20 protein-coding genes are annotated in these 19,183 nt (G+C 65.9%); 14 read left to right on the forward strand and 6 right to left on the reverse strand.

All coding sequences use genetic code 11. From position 1 onward, the window contains the following. The first annotated feature begins 57 nt into the window (after positions 1 to 57). From ACI48I_RS20825 to ACI48I_RS20885, 13 genes are all read left to right on the forward strand, one after another. Positions 58 to 819: a HesA/MoeB/ThiF family protein gene (locus ACI48I_RS20825; protein ID WP_498575287.1), complete on the forward strand. Its 762-nt coding sequence runs from the start codon at positions 58 to 60 to the stop codon at positions 817 to 819. Positions 820 to 932: 113 nt separating this feature from the next. Next, positions 933 to 1,385: a type II secretion system major pseudopilin GspG gene (gene gspG / locus ACI48I_RS20830; RefSeq protein WP_193688005.1), complete on the forward strand. Its 453-nt coding sequence runs from the start codon at positions 933 to 935 to the stop codon at positions 1,383 to 1,385. A gap of 6 nt (positions 1,386 to 1,391) precedes the next feature. Further along, positions 1,392 to 1,898 carry a GspH/FimT family pseudopilin gene (locus ACI48I_RS20835; RefSeq protein WP_498575288.1) on the forward strand — a complete coding sequence of 169 codons (507 nt, stop codon included), beginning with the start codon at positions 1,392 to 1,394 and terminating at the stop codon, positions 1,896 to 1,898. Then, positions 1,895 to 2,275, forward strand: coding sequence for a type II secretion system minor pseudopilin GspI (gspI, locus tag ACI48I_RS20840; RefSeq protein WP_193688007.1), 381 nt, complete (start codon positions 1,895 to 1,897; stop codon positions 2,273 to 2,275). Before ACI48I_RS20835 ends, gspI begins: the two co-directional genes overlap by 4 nt. Continuing rightward, positions 2,272 to 2,895 (forward strand): PulJ/GspJ family protein, encoded by a 624-nt coding sequence (locus ACI48I_RS20845; protein ID WP_193688008.1) that lies wholly within the window; start codon positions 2,272 to 2,274, stop codon positions 2,893 to 2,895. Before gspI ends, ACI48I_RS20845 begins: the two co-directional genes overlap by 4 nt. Beyond that, positions 2,895 to 4,022, forward strand: coding sequence for a type II secretion system minor pseudopilin GspK (gene gspK, locus ACI48I_RS20850; protein WP_498575289.1), 1,128 nt, complete (start codon positions 2,895 to 2,897; stop codon positions 4,020 to 4,022). The genes ACI48I_RS20845 and gspK overlap by 1 nt, the downstream gene beginning before the upstream one ends. A 16-nt stretch (positions 4,023 to 4,038) precedes the next feature. Next, positions 4,039 to 5,247: a type II secretion system protein GspL gene (gene gspL, locus ACI48I_RS20855; protein ID WP_227496646.1), complete on the forward strand. Its 1,209-nt coding sequence runs from the start codon at positions 4,039 to 4,041 to the stop codon at positions 5,245 to 5,247. Continuing rightward, on the forward strand, positions 5,244 to 5,765 hold the full coding sequence (locus tag ACI48I_RS20860; RefSeq protein WP_193688011.1) for a type II secretion system protein M: 522 nt from the start codon (positions 5,244 to 5,246) through the stop codon (positions 5,763 to 5,765). The genes gspL and ACI48I_RS20860 overlap by 4 nt, the downstream gene beginning before the upstream one ends. Then, complete coding sequence (gene gspN, locus ACI48I_RS20865; RefSeq protein WP_498575290.1) at positions 5,762 to 6,535, forward strand: type II secretion system protein N; 774 nt, start codon at positions 5,762 to 5,764, stop codon at positions 6,533 to 6,535. The genes ACI48I_RS20860 and gspN overlap by 4 nt, the downstream gene beginning before the upstream one ends. After that, positions 6,535 to 8,844 (forward strand): type II secretion system secretin GspD, encoded by a 2,310-nt coding sequence (gene gspD / locus ACI48I_RS20870; protein ID WP_498575291.1) that lies wholly within the window; start codon positions 6,535 to 6,537, stop codon positions 8,842 to 8,844. Before gspN ends, gspD begins: the two co-directional genes overlap by 1 nt. Positions 8,845 to 8,851: 7 nt before the next feature. Continuing rightward, complete coding sequence (gene gspE, locus ACI48I_RS20875; protein WP_498575292.1) at positions 8,852 to 10,273, forward strand: type II secretion system ATPase GspE; 1,422 nt, start codon at positions 8,852 to 8,854, stop codon at positions 10,271 to 10,273. A gap of 2 nt (positions 10,274 to 10,275) precedes the next feature. Next, positions 10,276 to 11,496 carry a type II secretion system inner membrane protein GspF gene (gene gspF, locus ACI48I_RS20880; protein ID WP_193688015.1) on the forward strand — a complete coding sequence of 407 codons (1,221 nt, stop codon included), beginning with the start codon at positions 10,276 to 10,278 and terminating at the stop codon, positions 11,494 to 11,496. Between the two features lie 11 nt (positions 11,497 to 11,507). Next, on the forward strand, positions 11,508 to 12,194 hold the full coding sequence (locus ACI48I_RS20885) for a type II secretion system protein N (protein WP_193688016.1): 687 nt from the start codon (positions 11,508 to 11,510) through the stop codon (positions 12,192 to 12,194). Positions 12,195 to 12,227: 33 nt separating this feature from the next. On the opposite strand, the gene ACI48I_RS20890 is transcribed toward ACI48I_RS20885, so the two are convergent. Then, positions 12,228 to 12,959 carry a helix-turn-helix domain-containing protein gene (locus ACI48I_RS20890; RefSeq protein WP_193688017.1) on the reverse strand — a complete coding sequence of 244 codons (732 nt, stop codon included), beginning with the start codon at positions 12,957 to 12,959 and terminating at the stop codon, positions 12,228 to 12,230. 319 nt (positions 12,960 to 13,278) lie between these two features. Here ACI48I_RS20890 and ACI48I_RS20895 point away from each other — a divergent pair, with 319 nt between their 5' ends. After that, positions 13,279 to 14,808, forward strand: a complete 1,530-nt coding sequence (locus tag ACI48I_RS20895; RefSeq protein WP_498575293.1) for a hypothetical protein — start codon at positions 13,279 to 13,281, stop codon at positions 14,806 to 14,808. 61 nt (positions 14,809 to 14,869) lie between these two features. Here ACI48I_RS20895 and ACI48I_RS20900 read toward each other — a convergent pair whose 3' ends face one another. The 5 genes from ACI48I_RS20900 to dksA all read right to left on the reverse strand — a co-directional run bounded on the left by ACI48I_RS20900 (position 14,870) and on the right by dksA (position 19,051). Further along, positions 14,870 to 15,070 (reverse strand): hypothetical protein, encoded by a 201-nt coding sequence (locus tag ACI48I_RS20900; protein WP_193688019.1) that lies wholly within the window; start codon positions 15,068 to 15,070, stop codon positions 14,870 to 14,872. 20 nt (positions 15,071 to 15,090) lie between these two features. Continuing rightward, positions 15,091 to 16,428, reverse strand: a complete 1,338-nt coding sequence (gene hslU, locus ACI48I_RS20905; RefSeq protein ID WP_193688020.1) for an ATP-dependent protease ATPase subunit HslU — start codon at positions 16,426 to 16,428, stop codon at positions 15,091 to 15,093. 14 nt (positions 16,429 to 16,442) lie between these two features. Then, positions 16,443 to 16,979 (reverse strand): ATP-dependent protease subunit HslV, encoded by a 537-nt coding sequence (hslV, locus tag ACI48I_RS20910; protein ID WP_193688021.1) that lies wholly within the window; start codon positions 16,977 to 16,979, stop codon positions 16,443 to 16,445. Between the two features lie 85 nt (positions 16,980 to 17,064). Continuing rightward, positions 17,065 to 18,369: an STAS domain-containing protein gene (locus ACI48I_RS20915; RefSeq protein ID WP_498575294.1), complete on the reverse strand. Its 1,305-nt coding sequence runs from the start codon at positions 18,367 to 18,369 to the stop codon at positions 17,065 to 17,067. Between the two features lie 232 nt (positions 18,370 to 18,601). Continuing rightward, entirely contained in the window at positions 18,602 to 19,051 is a 450-nt protein-coding gene (gene dksA / locus ACI48I_RS20920) for an RNA polymerase-binding protein DksA (protein ID WP_056342667.1), read from the reverse strand. Positions 19,052 to 19,183: the final 132 nt, after the last annotated feature.

The raw sequence follows: 19,183 nt of genomic DNA on the forward strand, positions 1-19,183 counted from the left end.
TGGCCGTACCCGGATGCATGATTGTCCGCGCCGACGCCGTCCACCCTGCATCGCTCCATGAACGACTCCCAACTGCTGCGCTATTCGCGCCACATCCTGCTCGATGAGATCGGTATCGAAGGCCAGGCCCGCCTGCTGGCCTCCCATGTCCTCGTCATCGGCGCCGGCGGCCTCGGCTCGCCGGCGGCGATGTACCTGGCCGCCAGCGGCGTCGGCCACATCACCCTGGTCGACGATGACCTCGTCGACCTGACGAACCTGCAACGCCAGGTGATGCACACGACCGAACGCATCGGCACCTCCAAAGTCGCGTCCGGCCGCGCGGCTTTGCACGCGATCAACCCGGAGGTGAGCGTCACTGCCCTCTGCGAACGCGCCGGCGACGCCCGGCTGCGCGAACTGGCGCAAGCTGCCTCGGTCGTGCTCGATTGCAGCGACAATTTCGCCACCCGCCATGCCGTCAACCGCGCCTGCGTCGCGGCCGGGGTGCCGCTGGTGGCGGGCGCGGCGATCCGCTTCGACGGGCAATTGTCCGTATTCGACACGCGCCGCGCCGACTGTCCCTGCTACGCCTGTGTCTTCCCCGAGGACAGCGGTTTTGAAGATGTTGCCTGCAGCACGATGGGGGTCTTCGCGCCCCTGGTCGGCATCGTCGGCGCCGTCCAGGCCGCCGAGGCCCTGAAGCTGATATTAAATGTCGGCATGCCGCTGGCCGGGCGCCTGCTGCTGCTCGACGGGCGCGCCATGGAGTGGACCGAGATCCGCGCGGCCCGCAATCCGGGCTGTTCTGTCTGCCAGGAAAGACCCGCGCACGCCTGAGAGTGCAGCGGGTTTTGCTCTGCAATACAATGGCGCACCGCCGCTGGTGGTTCTTGCCCCCCATTCCGCCTTATACTAAGCCGATTGTCCCATCCACCTTTTCAAGATTGACTATGCAGATCGTTTCGCACCGTGCAGTTGGCCGGCGTCTCGCGCGCGGCTTCACCCTCGTTGAAATCATGGTTGTCGTGGTCATCATCGGCATCCTGGGCGCGCTGGTCGTGCCGAAACTGTTGGGCCGTACCGGCGAGTCGCGCGTGGTCGCGGCAAAAACCGACATCGCCACCCTGATGCAGGCACTCAAACTCTACAAGCTGGACAACCAGCGCTACCCGACCACCGAGCAGGGCCTGCAAGCCCTGACCACCAAGCCGACCTCGGGCCCATCGGCCAATGGCTGGAAGGAAGGTGGTTACGTCGAAAAGCTGCCGAAGGATCCCTGGGGTAACTCGTACCAGTACCTGTCGCCCGGCTTGCATGGCGAAGTCGACATCTTCTCGTTCGGCGCCGATGGCCAGGCCGGCGGCGAAGGCGAAGACGCCGACGTCGGCTCCTGGCAGGGATAAGTCGTCATGGCCGGCGCCGCGCCGCCACGCAGGGCTGATGGTTTCACCTTGGTGGAAATCCTGGTCGTGATGGTCATCATCGGCATCACGCTCGGGATGGCCTCGCTCAACGCGATTCCCAGTCCGCGCCAGGATCTCGAAAACGAGGCGAAACGCCTGACCTTGCTGCTCCAGCTGGCGCGCGACGAAGCCATCGTACGTAACCGCGAAGTCGCCTTCGAGGCCACGCCCGAGCGCTACCGCTTCCTGGTGCGCGAGGACAAGGGCTGGACCCCCGTGACCCAGGACGATTTATTGCGCGAACGGCCTTTCCGGAATGCCCCGGTGCGCCTGCTGCTCGATCCGCCGGCCGCCGGCATCAACGCCAATAGCGAGGCCATGCGCGTGACCTTCGGCCGCGAGCCGGTCGACAAACCTTTTACCCTGACCCTCGCCAGCGGCAACAACAGCGTCGGCGTGCGCGCCGACGGCGTCGGCCATTTCACGGTCGTCGAACCGGGAGAACCGCAGTGACCCCTTCCAGGCAGCACGCCGGTTTCACCCTGCTCGAGGTGCTGGTGGCGCTCGTTATCGTCGGCACCGCGCTCGGCGCCGGCCTGCGCGCGATCGGCAGCCTGGCATCGAACGGTGCCGGCTTGCGTTCGTCCATGATGGCGACCTGGTCGGCCGAGAACCGTCTCGTGCAAATCCGCCTGAGCAAGGAATTCCCGGAAATCGGCAAGCGCAGCTATGCCTGCGGCCAGGGCGATTTACGCCTGATGTGCCAGGATGAAGTGCTGGCCAGCCCGAATCCCCAGTTGCGCCGCGTCGAGGTGTCGGTGTTCGACATGGACAATCCGAACCGGCGCATCCTCAAATTGGTGCAGCTCGTCCTGAGGCCCTCGCCATGAAGACGGCGCGCGGGTTCACCCTGGTCGAATTATTGGTGGCGATCGGCATCCTCGCCATGGTGGCCGTGCTCGGCTGGCGCGGCCTGGACGGCATCGTGCGTGCCCGGGTCGCCCTGACTGACCAGATGGAAATGACACGCGGCATGCAGCTGGCCTTTGCCCAGATGCAGAGCGACTGCGAACACGCGGCCGACGCCACCATGCTGGGTCGCCGTCCCTTCCTGCTGCAGGCCGACAACCGCCTGACCCTGGTCCGTACCGTGTTCAACGAAAACGAACCGGCGCGCCTGCAAGTGATTGCCTACCGCCTCGTCGACAAGCAGTTGCAGCGGCGCGAATCGAAGACCACCCGCGACCTGGTCGAGCTCGACGCGCTGTGGCAGGCCTCGGTCAGCGATACCGATCCAACCCCGCCGGTGACGCTGCAGGGCGGCGTCGAATCGATGGGCGTCCTGGTGTGGCAGAACGGCGCCTGGCAAAAGCAGGCGCAGCAGCAGCAGGTAGCCGCGGCTGTCCAGGGCGGGGTGGTGCCGAACGCCGTGACCGGGTTACAGGTGGTGCTGGCTGCACGCGGCTTCCCCCAGCCGCTGACCAAGGCCTTCCTGTTGGGGAGCATCTGATGCCTGCTTTTCGCCATCCCCGGCGCCAGAGCGGCGTCGCCGTCATCACCGCCTTGCTGCTGACCACGCTGGCGATTTCGATTGTCGCCAGCCTGTTCTGGCAGCAGCAGGTGCAGGTGCGCTCGATGGAAAACCAGAGGCTGCACCTGCAGACGCGCTGGATCCTGCGCGGCGCGCTCGACTGGTCGACCCTGGTGCTACGCCAGGACGCCTACACCAACCGCTACACGGCGCTGAACCAGGTCTGGGCCACACCGCTGGCGGAAACCCGGCTCGACCAGTACATCGAACGCGAGCGGGTGGAAGGTGAAGTGTTTGATGCTAGTCTTTCTGGCAACATCGTCGACGCCACCTCGCGTTACAATCTGCGCAACCTCGAAAGTGGAAACAGGATCGACAAGGCCCAGCTGGAAATTTTCCAGCGCCTGCTGACCAACCTGCAGATCAATCCGGCGCTGGCGAAAACCGCCGCCAACCTGATCGCCGGCAGCCAGCCCGTCATCCAGCCGCCCGGCCAGGTCGATCCGGTCACGGGCCAGGAGGTCGGCGGCCAGGAAAGGGACCCGAGCGCCGGCGGTACGCCGGGCGCCGTGGGCGCTGGAGGTGCTGCGGTAGCGGCGGCGGGCAGCGCTGCGGGTAACGGGACGGGAAGCGGCGACGCCGGCAATCCGGATGGCAGCGCCACGATCGCGGTGTCGCGCGAAGGCCTGGGCACGCCGATCAAATTCCTCGAAGTCGAGGATTTATTGGCGGTGCGGGGCATGACGCCCGAGATGCTGGAAAAGTTGCGCCCATTCGTCATCGTGCTGTCGGAACGCACGCCGATCAATGTGAATACGGCCTCGGCCGAAGTGCTGGCGGCGGTGATCCCGAATTTTTCGCTGTCGGAGGCGAACGCCTTGCTGGCGCGCCGCCGCAGTGTGCCCTGGACCGACATCGCCAACTTCCAGGCCGATATCACCGGGCACACGCCGGTACCGGATTCGGTGGACGTGAAAAGCAATTGGTTCCTCGTGAATAGCTACATCCGCCTCGACCGCGCCGCATTGAATGCGCAGTCGCTGGTCCAGCGCAGCGGCAACCAGATTGGCGGCGGCGTCAAGGTGGTTTGGGTTCGTCAAAACTAAAAGAAAGCGAGACGGTTTGACTACACTTTATATCCGGCATCCGGCGCGCGCAGAAGGAGAAGGCGCGCCATGCCGTTTCGCCGTCGTCGGCGACGGCGGCACGATCGAGCAGCAGGGGGAGGGGGCGCTGCGCAATCTGACCGATGTCGTCGCCGCCAGCCGCCGCGTCGTGCTGCTGCTGGCCGGCACCGACGTCAACCTGCTGTCGCTGCAGATGCCGCCGCTGACCGGTGCGCGCCTGCGCGCGGCGCTGCCGGGCCTGGTCGAAGAACATATCCTGGGCGACCCGAACGATTGCGTGCTGGTAGCTGGCCCCCCCACGGGCGAGGGCACGCGTCCCGTGGCCGTGGTCGCGCGCGACTGGTTCGAGCCGCTCGTGCGTACCCTGCTGGCCCAGGGCGCGCGTGCGGTGTCGGCCCTGCCGGCGCAGCTGTGCCTGCCCCTGCAGCCGGGCGGCGTCAGTGCGGCCCTGAACGGCGCCGAATTGCTGCTGCGCCAGAGCCAGTTCGGCGGACTCGGTCTGGCGCTCGACGCCAATCCTGCCAGCGCCCTGCAAACGGCGCGTGCGCTGGCGGGCGACGCCCCCCTGACGTTATACGTGCCGCGCGAGCAGCTGGGCGAGTACGGCGTGCTGCTGGCCGAAGCCGGTCCCGGCACGGTGCTGGAAGCCGATGACTGGGCGCACTGGATCGCCGGTGCGAAAACGATCAGCTTCGACCTGGTGCCGGGACTCGGTGCGGCCGGTGCGCGCCAGACCGACTGGCGCCGCTGGCGCGTGCCGATCGCGCTGGCCTTCGCCGGCGTGGTCGTCAACCTGGCCGGCATCAACATCGAATGGCTGCGCCTGCGTGGCGAAGCCGACGCCGTGCGCGCCCAGATGAAGCAAACCTTCCAGTCGGTCTATCCGAACCAGCCGATGGTCGACCCGGTGGCGCAAATGCGCCAGGGCATCGCCCGCGCCCAGGCCGGCAGCGGCCAGATCGGCTCCGACGAATTCATCTATCTGGCCGGCGCCCTGGGCGACGCAACCCGGCAATTGCCGCGTCCGCCCGGGATTAGCTCAATCGAATACAAGGAACGCACGCTGCGGGTGCGGGTCAAACCCGAAACGGTCGACCCCACCGCCTTGCGCCAGCTGCAGGCGGCGCTGTCCGCGCGCAGTCTTTCACTGGAAGCCGCCGCACCCGACAATTGGCTGGTGCGCAGCACGGGAGCCAAGCCATGAGTCTGCTCAGTCATGTCGGCCGGGTGCGCACACGCGCCACCGGATATTGGATCGCACGCAGCGAGCAGGAGCGCCGCTACCTGGCCGCCGGTTTCGGCGTCGTGTTCCTGGCGCTGGTGTACACGGGTTTGATCGAGCCGGCGGTCGAAGGCCGCGCACGGTTGCAGCGTTCGCTGCCCGAGCTGCGCCAGCAGGCCGCCCAGCTCGCCAGCATGGCGAACCAGGCACGCGCGCTGGCCGGCCAGGCACCGGTACCGGTCACGCCGATGACGCGCGAAAGCCTGATGACCAGCCTGAGCGGACGCGGCATCACGCCGGGCTCGCTCACGCTGACCGGTGAATTCGCACGGCTGCAGGTGACCGGCGTCTCGTTCGCCAACCTGGTGTCCTGGCTCGATGCCCAGCGTCGCGAGAGCCGCATCGCCGTCCAGGAAGGCAGTTTTACCGCCCAGGACCCGCAGGGACAGGTCGACGCCAACCTGACGCTGCGCCAGGATAACGGGACTGCCGCCCGATGAGGCGCAGCCTCGGTTGGCTGGTCGTGGTCGCCCTGGCGATCGCGCTGACCGTGCTCGTCTTCCTGCCGGCCAGCTGGCTCGGGACGATGGTGGAACGCCAGACCGGCGGTCGTTTGACTCTCGGGGATGCGCAGGGTACGCTCTGGCACGGCTCAGCCTTCGTGGGGGGGGCGCCGGGCGAAGGCGGGGCGGTAACGCCGCTGTTGCCGGGACGCTTTTCCTGGCGCCTGTCGCCGCTGGTGCTGGTGGGACATGTTGACATGCAACTGGAAAATCCGCAGGCGCTGGCCGAGCCGGTGGCGCTGACCGGCAGCTGGTCGGAGTGGCAGCTGAGCAAGGGGCAATTGCTGTTGCCGGCCGAGGGCCTGGCCGGGCTCGGCGCACCGCTCAACACGCTGGTGCCCTCGGGTGTGATCCGGCTGTCGTGGAACCGGCTCGACCTGGTGCGCCTGCCGGGCAGCGTGGCGGTGACGGGGCGCACGACCTTGTCGATGAGCGACATGGGTTCGCGCATGGCGCCGATCAAGCCGCTGGGCAGCTACGAGATGGTGATGGACTGGCGCGGCCAGCAAGCCGACCTGGTGTTGCGCACGGTGCGCGGCGCCTTGCTGTTGTCGGGAAATGGAACGTTGCAGAATGGACGCCTGCGCTTTTCGGGACAGGCATCGGCCGCCGATGGCTACGAAGACACCTTGGGCAATATGCTCAATCTTCTTGGCCAGCGCCGCATGGTGAACGGTAAAAACATAATCGCATTAGAGTTCAGATAATGAAAAAATCCTCCCGTAGCACCCCTGCATTCCCGACCTCGCGCCCGAATCTGCGCCGCATTGCGGCCGGCGTCATGCTGTCCTGTGCGGTGGCCGCGGCGATGCCGCCGGCGCTGGCCCAGGGCCAGGAAAATTCCGCCGCCCTTTCTTTCGTGAATGCCGACATCGAATCGGTGATCAAGGCCGTCGGCCACTACACGGGGATGACGTTCATTATCGACCCGCGCGTCAAAGGCACGCTGACCCTGGTGTCGGAAAAGTCGCTGACCAAGAGCCAGGCGTTTGGACTGCTGACCTCGGCGCTTCGGCTGCAGGGCTTTGCCGTCGTCACCACCGGCGAGGGCTATGCCAAGGTGGTGCCGGAAGCGGAAGCGAAACTGCAATCCTCGCCGACCCAGGTAGGCAAGCGCGGCACCCGCGTGCAGGGCGACCAGATCGCCACCCAGATTTTCCACTTGTCCTATGAATCGGCGGCCAACCTGACGGCCGTGCTGCGTCCGCTCATTTCTCCGAACAATTCGATCATGGCCAACCCGGGCAATAACAGCCTGGTCATTACCGACTACGCGGATAATCTGCGCCGCCTCTCCCGCATCATCGCCGCGCTCGACGCGCCGGTGGCGGCCGACCTCGACGTGGTGCCGATCCGTAACGGCATCGCCAGCGACATCGCGACCCTCGTGTCGCGCCTGATGGAGCCAAGCGCCGGCGGCGACTCCGGCCGCGTCACCATCCTCGCCGATTCGCGCACCAATTCGGTCGTGGTGCGCGCCCCGTCGCAGGCACGCGCGAACCTGGCCAAGTCGCTGATCGCCAAGCTCGACCAGGCGACCACCGAAAAGGGCAACATCCACGTCGTCTACCTGAAGAATGCCGATGCCACCAAGGTGGCGCAGACCCTGCGCGCGGTGGTCTCGCAAGACGCCTCGGCAACGCAGACGACGCAGCAGGGCACGGCCGGCGGCTCGATCCAGGCCGGCGCCCAGGGTGCCGGTGGCGCGGGCGGCCTCGGCGGGGGGCAGCAAGGCCAGCAGGGCAGCACCGGCCTCGGGGGCACCAGCAATACCTTCGGCCAGGGCGGGCAGGGCGCGAGCGTCGGCGGCGGCGGTGCCCAGGGCTCCGGCTTCATCCAGGCCGATGCCTCCACCAACAGCCTGATCATCACGGCGCCCGATGCGATCTACCGCAACCTGCGCGGCGTCATCGACCAGCTCGACGTGCGCCGCGCGCAGGTCTACATCGAGGCCCTGGTGGTGGAGATGAATTCGCAGAAAGCGTCGGAATTCGGCGTGCAGTGGCTCGGATTGTCGGGCAACGACACCAGTAAATACCGCGTCGGCGGCATTCAGTCGTTTAATAGCGGAAACGCCAACAACATCATCAACCTGGCCGCTGCCGCCCGCGCCGGCATCAGTTCCACGACCACGCCACCGCAACTCCCGGGATTCACGCTCGGCGTCTTCAGGCAGATCAACGGCGCCCTCGGCCTGGGTGCCGTCGCCAGCGCACTTGAAAACGAAGGCTCTGCCAACATCTTGTCGACACCGAACATGATTACGCTCGATAACGAGCTGGCGACGATCAAGGTGGGCCAGAACATTCCGATCATCACGGGTTCGTTCACGACCGGTACCAGCGGCGCGAACAATCCCTTCCAGACCGTCGACCGCAAGGACATCGGCCTGCTGATGAAAGTGCGCCCGCAGATTTCCGAAGGCGGCGTGATCAAACTCTCGATCTACCACGAGAATTCGGGCATCGACAATTCGGTGGTGCGGGCCGAGGGCATCGTCACCACCGTGCGCGCGATCGAAAGCAATGTGCTGGCCGACGATGGCCAGATCATCGTGCTGGGCGGCCTGATTTCCGATAACGAAGACCACGGCGAAGAAAAAGTGCGGGGTCTCGGCGACATCCCGGTGCTGGGCAACCTGTTCAAGTACCGCAACCGCACCCGCAACAAGACCAATCTGATGGTCTTCCTGCGTCCGGTCGTGGTGCGCAGCAAGGAGCAGAACAACGCCATTTCGCTCGACCGCTACGAATACATGCGTGCGCTGGGCGCGGAAACCCGTCCGCAGGACGATACGATCCTGATGCCGAACCTGGGCGCGCCGGCCTTGCCGCCGCTCACCAACGGCCAGCCGCCAGCCGGCAGTACCATGGCGACGATGCCGCCGCCGGCCCCGGTCGCCGCCCGTCCGGGCGCCGCCACCGGCCCCGGCACGGGCCCGCAGGGCGCGCAGCCCCAACCGAACCAGGCGCCCGTGCCCGAATTCCGCCCGGTGACGCCGCCGAACCAGAAGTGATTCCATCATGACCAACCTGTTGCCTTACGCCTTCGCCCGCGACCACGGGGTGCTGGCGCGCACCGGCGATGATGCGAGCCAGAGCGTGGAAGTGCTCATTTCAAACAGCACGCCGCCGGCCGCCATCGCCGAGGTCTCGCGCCGTTTCGGCCGCATCGCCCTGCGCCGCCTCGAGCGAAGCGAGCTCGACGACGCTATCGCCGCCGCCTACGCCGCCGCCGGCGGCGACGCCAACCAGGTCTCCGAGGAGTTCGACGCCGACCTCGACCTGACGCGCCTGCTGCAGGACGTGCCGGCCATCGAAGACCTGCTCGAATCGTCCGACGACGCGCCAGTGATCCGCATGATCAACGCCTTGCTCACGCAATCGCTGCGCGAAGGCGCGTCCGATATCCACATCGAACCTTTCGAGCAGACCTCGGTCGTCCGTTTCCGCATCGATGGCGCCCTGCGCGACATCGTGCGTCCGCGCAAGGGGATCCATGCTTCCCTGATCTCGCGTATCAAGATCATGTCGCAGCTCGACATCGCCGAAAAACGCCTGCCCCAGGATGGCCGCATCACGCTGCGCGTGGGCGGCAAACCGGTCGACGTGCGGGTCTCGACCTTACCGACCGGCCACGGCGAGCGCGCCGTGCTGCGTCTGCTCGACAAGGAAGCAGGGCGGCTCGACTTGTCGCACCTGGGCATGAGCCCGGACCTGCTGCCGCAGTTCGACAAATTGATCAACCAGCCGCACGGCATCGTGCTCGTCACGGGGCCGACCGGTTCCGGCAAGACGACGACCCTGTATGCGGCGCTGTCGCGCCTGAACGCCTCGACCACCAACATCATGACGGTGGAAGACCCGATCGAGTACGACCTCTCCGGCGTCGGCCAGACGCAAGTCAATGCCCGCATCGACATGACCTTCGCAAAAGCCCTGCGCGCGATCCTGCGCCAGGACCCGGACGTGATCATGATCGGCGAGATCCGCGACCTGGAAACGGCGCAGATCGCGGTCCAGGCCTCATTGACCGGCCACCTGGTGCTGGCGACCCTGCACACCAACGATGCCGCCGCCGCCGTCACCCGCTTACTCGACATGGGGATCGAACCGTTCCTGCTGTCGTCCTCGCTGCTGGGCGTGATGGCCCAGCGCCTGGTCCGTAAACTGTGCGTGCACTGTAAAAAAAGCGATGGCGTGCTCTGGCATGCGGTCGGTTGCGAGCGCTGCGGCCATACCGGCTACCACGGCCGGGTCGGCGTCTACGAATTGCTGGAGACGAACGAGGGCATCCGCGCCCAGATCCACAACCAGGCCTCGGAAGCGGAAATCCGCGCGGCAGCCCAGAAGAGCGGCATGCGCACCATGCGCGAAGACGGCGAACGCTGGCTGCGTGACGGCACCACGACGCAGGCCGAGCTGCTGCGCGTAACCAAGGATTAGCGATGCCGGCATTCCGTTACGAAGCCGTCGATGCGGGCGGCGCCACGCGCAAGGGCGTGGTCAATGCCGACAGCCCGCGCGCGGCACGCGCCGACCTGCGCGTGCAGGGCCTCACGCCTTTGAGCGTCGAGGCGATCGCCGCCCAGGTCGACGCCAGCGGCGTCACCCGTTCGCGCGGCTTCGGCGAACGTCTTTCCACGGTCGAACTGGCGCTGTTTACGCGCCAGATGGCCAGCTTGCTGGAAGCGGGCTTGCCGCTGGAACAAGCGTTCACGGCCCTGCTCGAACAGGCCGAAAAGCCGTATCTGCGCGACCTGATCGCCTCGATCCGCGCCGAAGTCATGGGCGGCATTTCGTTTTCGGATGCGCTGTCGCACCACCCGCGCGATTTCGACCAGATCTACCGCGGGCTGGTGTCCTCGGGCGAACAGATCGGCCAGCTGGCGCGGGTGCTCTCGCGCCTGGCCGACTACATCGAGCGCCGCAACGCGCTGGTGCAGAAGGTGCGCCTGGCGTTCACCTATCCGGCCATCGTTACCGTCGTCGCCTTCGCCATCGTCATCTTCCTGCTGACCTATGTGGTGCCGCAGATCGTGTCCGTGTTTGCCAACACCAAGCAGAAGCTGCCGCTGCTGACCGTCATGATGCTGGGCGTATCGAACTTCATGCGCGCCTGGGGCATCCTGCTGGGCCTGGCACTGGTGGCCGCCTGGTTCGCCTGGCGCCGGGCGCTGCAAAATCCGGTGCTGAAGCGGCGCTGGCATACCTGGCTGCTGACCGCGCCCGTGTACGGCAAGTTCGAGAGAAGCCTGAACACGGCGCGCTTTGCCAGCACGCTGGCGATCACGACCGGCTCCGGGGTGCCGATCCTGCGCGCGCTCGATACCAGCCGCGACACCCTGTCGAACGTCGCCATGCGCGAGCTGGTCGAACAGGCCACCGCCAGCGTGCGCGAGGGTATCAGCCTGGCGCGGGCGCTGTCCGTCCAAAAACATTTTCCACCGATGCTGGTGCACATGATCCGTGCCGGAGAAATTACCGGCGAGTTGCCGGCGATGCTGGAGCGGGCGGCCAATTCGCAGCAGGCCGACCTCGAACGCCGCACGCTGACCATCGCCGGCCTGCTCGAACCGGTGCTGATCCTGGCCATGGGCCTGGTGGTGCTCTTGATCGTGCTGGCGGTCCTGATGCCGATCATTGAAATCAACCAGCTGGTGCGCTAACAAGGATACCGATGAAGCGTCTGCCTCTCTTATTTACCCTGCTTGCCCTGATCTTCCTGGCCGTCTCGGCCACCTACTGGGGCATGCAGCTGTACAAGCCGGTACAAAGGCCGATCGCCGCGGCGCCGGTCGCCAGTGTGCCGGAACCCTCGCCCGATGCCGCCGCCACGCTGTTCGGCGGCCAGCCGGTCGCGAACGTCGCCACCAATTACCAGCTGACCGGCATCGTCGCCGCCGGGCGCGACAGTGTCGCGATCATCGTGGCCGACGGCCAGCCGCCGAAAGCCCTGAAGGTCGGCCATGAACTCAATCCCGGCGTCAGCATCAGCGAAGTGCACCCGCGCTACATCATGCTGTCCGAAGGCGGCGTCATGAAACGCATCGACCTGGCGGCCGACACCAAGCCGGCCATCGCGCTGTCGGGCGGCGCCGCGTCGCCGCTGCCCGTGCCGCCGCAAATGGGCCGTCCGACGCTGGCCCCGGCCGGCGCCTTGCCGGCAAGCGAGCCGCAAACGGCGCCCGGCGCCGTGCAGAGCCCGCCACCACAGGGCGAAGTCAATCCGGTCGTGCCGCAAGGGCAGGAACCGCCGCAGGAAGGCCCGCCCGCCGACGTCGCCCCGCCGCCGAACCAGCCGCAAATGCCGCCGCCGACCCGTTCGGTAGGCAGCCCGGTCAGCGGAACCAACCCGGTACGTTAACCGGGCCGGGTGGCCGCAACGCAGGGCCACCCGCTAGCGCCGCAAGGCCGTAAACGCGGCAAATTCCCACGATCTGAACCCGACCAGCAAGGTCATCCCCTCTCTTTCCTGCGCCGGCAGGCGCCGGTCGTGCCGGTGCAGGCGCGTCAACTCCCCGGCCAACTGGTGGATCTTCTGTGCCAGCTCGGCCGCGCTGGCCGGCGACAGCCGCGCCGGCAAGCACATCAATGTCTCACCGGCGCCGTCGAAGCGTCCCGCAAAATAATCCGGCACGATCTGTTCCCGAAAATAATGTTGGACCGGTCCGTCCGGCAGCCAGTGAAACGCGTTCGAGACGCGCAGCGTGTAGCGGTTCAGCGGGCGCAGTTCGATCAGGCCGAGCCGGTCGAGTTCGGCCAGGCAGCCGATGCACTCCGCCTCGGTCAGGCGATAAGTCTCGACGATCTGCTCCATGCTCCAGTAGCCGAGGCAGCAGATCGCCACCAGCAGCAATCTCGGCTTGGCGACGAGAGAGGTTTCCTGGGGCAGGGTCAGGGCGTCGGGCTGGGGGCGGCTATCGGCCGCGCGGCGCAGCACATCCTCGAAGGCGATGCCGGTGGCCTGGCAAATCTGCGCCAGGCGCGACAGCGGCATGTCTTTCTGGCCAAACATCCGCTTGACGCTCGACTCGCTCATGTCGATGCGTTCGGCCAGGGTTTTATAGGTGAGATTGGCCGCGCGCAGTTCGGCGCGCAGCACGTCGACGATCAGCTCGGGTGAGCTCATGGGGATCCTGTACTCGGCAATGGGCGCCAATCAATGTACAGGCGAATGATCCAGGCGGCAAGGTGCCCCGCGGCCGATCTGGCTCGCGTCCCGGCTTGCGCTAAACGAGCTCAGCCTGAAAAAACTTCCATTAGATTCGTAGAGGTTCGTCTCGGCGAACTGACTTGCCGGCTTCCTCGCGGGCAAGGTTAACCATAGGCATACGGCGTACTTCAAGGAGATGGTCATGTCGAACAATCAGCTTCAAAAACCTGAACGAATTTCCGCGGCTATCGGTGCCGCTTTCGCGGAGGACAGCCAAGACGTCCAGCAAGCGCTCGTGCAGCCGGCATTCGGCGCGGCCGCTCCCGAACCCGAGCTGAGCGGAAACGGTTTTACTTACCGCCATGATTGGGGTCTGCGCCGCGGCCAGTGGAAGCTCCGGCTCAACTGGGGAGACGTGAACCCGCGCTCGCGGGTGTTCGTGGCGATCGGCGAAGGCGCCGGCGCCGGCCCGGACGCCGGCAAGTTCCTCGGGGACGCCCGCTACACGCTGCACAATGTGGCGCCGCGCGCCGGAGGCGTCGACATCTGGGTGAACATCGAATGGAGTTCGGATATCCGGCTGTATGTCGACTACCTGGTGGTGAACCCGCCTGCGACGATCAGGACGGTGCAGGTCACCGTGCAGCGCCACAGCACAGTCGCCTTGACCGACGCGGAGGCCGATCGTATCTTGGGCGACATGGGAACGATTCTCCAGAGCGACGACTCGCCTGCGGACGTGGCGACCCCGGTCCGGTTCGTACGCAACGGGCCGGTCCAGCTGTTGCCGGCGGCGATCCCCGCGGCGATCCAGACCGAGGCCGACCTGACGGCACTGCTCAACGCAGGTTCCGGGGTCAAGATCGTGCAGGCGATACGCTGGTGCGGCGGTCCGGGCGGCTCGATCATCGGCTGTGCCCCGGTCGGCAGCCCGACGGTCAACCTGGCGGCCGTGCGCTTCACGGCCAACCAGGAAGGGCTGATCTGGGTGCACGAATATGGCCACAACTGCGGCCTCGGCCACCGCACGGATGACCTCAGGGCCGTCATGTACCCGAGCGTCGGCCCCGACCACAACGTGGTCAACAGCGCCGAGTCCGCCAGTTACCTGGCCGGCCCGCTGGCCGTCACCGGCGCCGTCATGGCGTCCAGCTGCCTGCTCGGCGCCGCCGTCCAGCCGCCGCAGGACGTGCGCGCATTCGTTTCCCAGCACTGGATCGCGGGAATTCCCTACGAGGCGGCTTCCCACTACACCGAGGAAGACGCCAAACGGCTGCTGGAATGGTTAGTCAACGAGCCCGAACAGCATGAGGAGTTCCTGCCGGAGATCGTCACCACGCTGGGCTTTATCGGCAGCGAGCTCGCCGTCCAGCCTTTGATCGATTTCGTGCAAAGCCCGCGCGCCAGCCAGGCCGTGTTCAATGCGAAGAACGCCGCCCTGATCCACCTCGGCGACCTGATCAACAAATCGGGAAGCCAGGCCGCGCTGGCATTCCTCACCCAAGTCGCCACCGATACGGCAGCGGCGAAAACCCTGGCCGTGCCGCGGGTCGACATCGCGGCGGCCGAAGCGGGTGTAGCAGGTGTGAGCGCGCCCGGCCTGGAGGAGCTGGCGGCCGAACTGGCGGTGTCCGCAAGCTTCGGTCTGGCGCTGGCGGGCAAACCGGAAGCGGAGCAGACCCTGATCAAGCTGGCGCAGGACACGAAGGCCTTCCCCGCTGTCAAGGCGGCGGCAGCGGAAGCGGCGGCGTTGTCGCAGAAGATGCGCGCCCAGGGCCAGGCGGCGTATTACAGCGCGAAGTGTGAAGGGAGCAAACAGCCGTAACAGGACGATCCGTCGGATCGCGCAGCGCCCCGGCCTTGATACTGGCCGGGGTTTTTTATTTTCACTCGTCTTCCGGAACCAGCGGCGCCTTTTTCAGCTGCTGCTTGGCGGCCTGGCGCTCGGTTGACGCCGGCTTGGCGTGCGGACCGGCCGCGCGCGCCTTGGCCAGGGCCGCGATGGGATTGCGCGGCTTGCCGAATTGCTGCGCCGGCATGGCGCGCAGCATCATCTTCTGCCGGGTTGCAAGTGCCTTGTTCGCCATGTCCTCTCCTTCCAGAAACCTTACAGCACGTAGCGCGACAGGTCTTCGTTGGCCGACAGCATGTCGAGCCGTTCGTTGACATAGGCCGCGTCGATCGTGATCTGTTTATCCTGCGTATCGCTGGCGTGGAACGAAATTTCCTCGAGCAGCTTTTCCATCACCGTGTACAGGCGCCGCGCGCCGATGTTCTCGGTCCGCTCGTTGACGGAAAACGCGATCTCGGCCAGGCGGTGGATGCCGTCCTCGGAAAAGGTCAATTGCACGCCTTCGGTGCCGAGCAAGGCTTCGTACTGCGTCGTCAGGCAGGCATCGGTGCTGGTCAAAATGCGTTTGAAGTCGTCGATCGAGAGCGATTCGAGTTCGACGCGGATCGGGAAGCGCCCCTGCAGCTCGGGGATCAGATCCGACGGTTTAGCAAGATGAAACGCGCCCGAGGCGATGAACAGGATGTGGTCGGTCTTGATCATGCCGTACTTGGTATTCACGGTGGTGCCCTCGACCAGCGGCAGCAGATCGCGCTGTACGCCGGCGCGCGAAACGTCGGCGCCGCCGTGCTCGGAACGGGTCGCGATCTTGTCGATTTCATCGAGGAACACGATGCCGTTGTTCTCGACGTTGTGGATCGCCTTCTGCTTCATCTCGTCTTCGTTGATCAGGCGTGCCGCTTCTTCCTCGGCCAAGACCTTCATCGCCTCCTTGATCTTCATCTTGCGCGCCTTCTTGCGCGTGCCGCCGACGCCGGCGAACATCGACTTGATCTGTTCCGTCATTTCTTCCATGCCGGGCGGGGCCATGATTTCCATCTGCGGCGCGGCGTCGGCGACCTCGATTTCGACCTCGCGGTCGTCGAGCGAGCCCTCGCGCAGGCGTTTTCTGAACGTCTGGCGCGTGCTGTCGCCTTCTTTCGCTTCGGCGGAGGCGCTGACATTGAAGCCGAAGTCGCGCGCCGGCGGCACCAGGATGTCGATGATGCGGTCTTCGGCCGCGTCTTCGGCATGCTGGCGCACCTTTTTCATTTCGCTGGCGCGGGTCTGCTTGACGCCGATGTCGATCAGGTCGCGGATGATGGTGTCGACATCGCGCCCGACATAACCCACTTCCGTGAACTTCGTCGCTTCGATTTTAATAAAAGGCGCATCGGCCAGCTTGGCCAGGCGGCGGGCGATTTCCGTCTTGCCGACGCCGGTCGGGCCGATCATGAGGATGTTTTTCGGGGTGATCTCGTGGCGCAGCGGTTCCTGCACCTGCTGGCGGCGCCAGCGGTTGCGCAGGGCGATGGCGACGGCGCGCTTGGCTTTACCCTGGCCGACGACGTGCTTGTCCAGTTCCGAGACGATTTCAAGGGGGGTCATGTTCATGGTATGCGCGCCGGTCAGTCCAGCGTTTCGATGATGTGGGACAAATTGGTGTAGATGCACAGCTCGCCGGCGATGGTCAGCGCCTTTTTGACGACTTCGCCTGGCGGCAGGTCGGTGTTTTCCTGCAAGGCTTTCGCTGCCGACTGGGCATAGATGCCGCCGGAACCGATCGCGCCGATGCCGTCCTCGGGCTCGAGCACGTCGCCGTTGCCGGTGATGATCAGGGTCGTTTCCCTGTCAGCCACCAGCAGCATCGCCTCCAGCTTGCGCAGCATGCGGTCGGTACGCCAGTCCTTGGCCAGTTCGACCGAGGAGCGCAGCAGGTTGCCCTGGTGCTTCTCCAGCTTCGCCTCGAAGCGGTCGAGCAGGGTGAACGCGTCGGCGGTGGCGCCGGCGAAGCCGCACAGGACTTTACCTTGGTAGAGCTTGCGCACCTTGCGTGCCGAACCCTTCATGACGACGTTGCCCAGCGTAACCTGGCCGTCGCCGCCCAATGCGACCTTCTCGCCGCGGCGCACGCTCACAATGGTGGTGCCGTGAAATTGTTCCATATCTGCCTCATGATTAACTAGCCCTCCGCAAGTGGGGGTGTTGCACAAAATTGCAAGACAGGATGAGATGCGTGCCGAAGCCCGTCTAGTATTTATGCGCGTAAAGGCGGGCGCAATCGCCGTAGTTCAACAGGCGCAGCAATGCCGCCACCAGGTGGTTCAGTTCGCGCAGTTCGATGCGGCGTTCGTCAGCGGCAAGGCGGCGCAGGGTGGCATGCAGGCTGGCGGCTGCGGCGAACTCGATGCGCACCAGCCGCGCACAGTCGAGCACGACCGGTGCGCGCGGATCCATGGCCGCATATGATTCGATGGCCTCCAGCAAGTTCCGAATGTCGCCCTCGACGACGGCGGGCAGCATGAAGCGCTGTTCCGCCGCCATGGCGCCATGCGCGGCGGCGCCGGCGCCGCCCTTCGGGGACGGCAACGCTTCGAACGAGGGCGGCGAGACTTCGAAAGTGACGCAATAATCCATCGCCGTTTCCTCGAAATCCTTTTCGCGCCCTGCCAGCTGCAGCACTTCAAGCAGCAACAGCCAGGGCGCTTCCCCGCTGCCGCGCTCGCCGATCGCCAGCATCGGCCGCAACACGGCGAGGAGGACGTCGGCGCCGGCCAGCACGACGTCGCGCCGCGCCGCGCGCAAGTCCTGCAAGGCGGCCAGCAGGGCGGCGCAGCCGTCGAGGGTCGCATGCGTGATTCCGGCGACATCGATGCGTACCGGGGAACCGGCGCTCGCGCCCAGGGCATGCAGGCGCAGCTGGGCGTCCTGATCCAGGGTACCCGTAAAACGCGCGGCCGGCGCCACCCCGGCGACGACTTCCTGCGGGCTGTCGGCCGGCAAGCGGTTGCTGTAGGCGGGCGGAGAGGTTTCGAAATGGCTGGCGTAGTCGATCGCGATGCTGTCGAAATCCTGCTCGCGGCCCGCCGCCTGGTAGAGGTCGAACAGCATCCACCAGGGCTGGCGCTCGCTGCGTCCCAGGTCGGCCAGGCTGGCGCGCAGCATGTGCTCGGCGAGTGCACCTTGACCGTTGGCATACAGGATGGCGCTTTCCTCGACCACGGGCGCGGCGGCGGGCGCGGCGGCGGCGTCGGGCTGCTCCAGCTGGGTGACGGGTTCGGTTTCGCCAGGCGCTTCGGGCACAGGGGCACCCGCAGCCGCGGCCGCAGCCGGTACGCGCCGCGTATTGCCCCAGCGTGCTTCGGCGTCGTCGAAAAAGTCGGTTGTCATCGCCAGTTCGATGGCGTCGATCTTGGCGGCGGTGGCGCGCGCAATTTCGCGCTGGCGCTCGCGGTCGGCGTCCAGCGACAGGCGCGCCGGCTCATCAAGGCGTGCGGGCGCCACCGGCGCCGCGGCCGGTTCAGGTTTTTTCTTTAAAAAGGAAAATATGCCCACGTTACCCTGTCGATCATCCGGCGCCGCGGCAGCCGTAGCGCTCATCCATGACGGTAGCATGGACGCGCGCACGCCGTCCTGCGCACACGTGCGCCCGCGCAAAGCCTGTGCGGGCGCCTGCTAGTGTATCCGATAGGAAAGTTTTGATCGCACGAACGGGAGCGACCAGGACGTAAAAAAGAGAAAAGCATGCGGCAGGCGCATGCTTTTATGAGGGCAAGGCGGACCGGAATCAGTCGCCGTAGAGCTTTTGCTTCAGTTCGCGCCGTTGCTGGGCTTCCAGCGACAGGGTCGCGGTCGGGCGCGCGATCAGGCGCGGGATACCGATCGGTTCGCCGGTTTCTTCGCACCAGCCGTAGTCGCCGCCGTCGATGGCAGCCAGCGATTGCTGCACTTTTTTCAGCAGCTTGCGCTCGCGGTCGCGGGTGCGCAGTTCGAGGGCATGCTCTTCCTCGATGGTCGCGCGGTCGGCCGGATCGGGAACCAGCACCGTTTCGCGCAGGTGCTCGGTGGTCTCGCCGGCGTTTTTCAGCAGCTCTTTCTCGAGCTGTTGCAGGCGGTCCTTGAAGAACGCGAGCTGGGCCGGGTTCATGTAGTCCTCTTCGCCCATCGCCCGAATTTCTTCTTCCGTCAAAAGTCGGTCTTCGGCCTGAGCGGCATTCGGTTTCGTTGTTTTAGTCATGACTTCACTTACCTTCGATACGACAGAGGTTTTCATTTTATCAGCTAGCTCAGCCGTAGCACCCTGAACTCAAGGGTGCGCGCCCTTGCTGCTGCCATGACGGCCCATACGATCCGCCGTCTTCGCTGCCTG

It is taken from the genome of Massilia sp. LXY-5 (assembly GCF_059801075.1).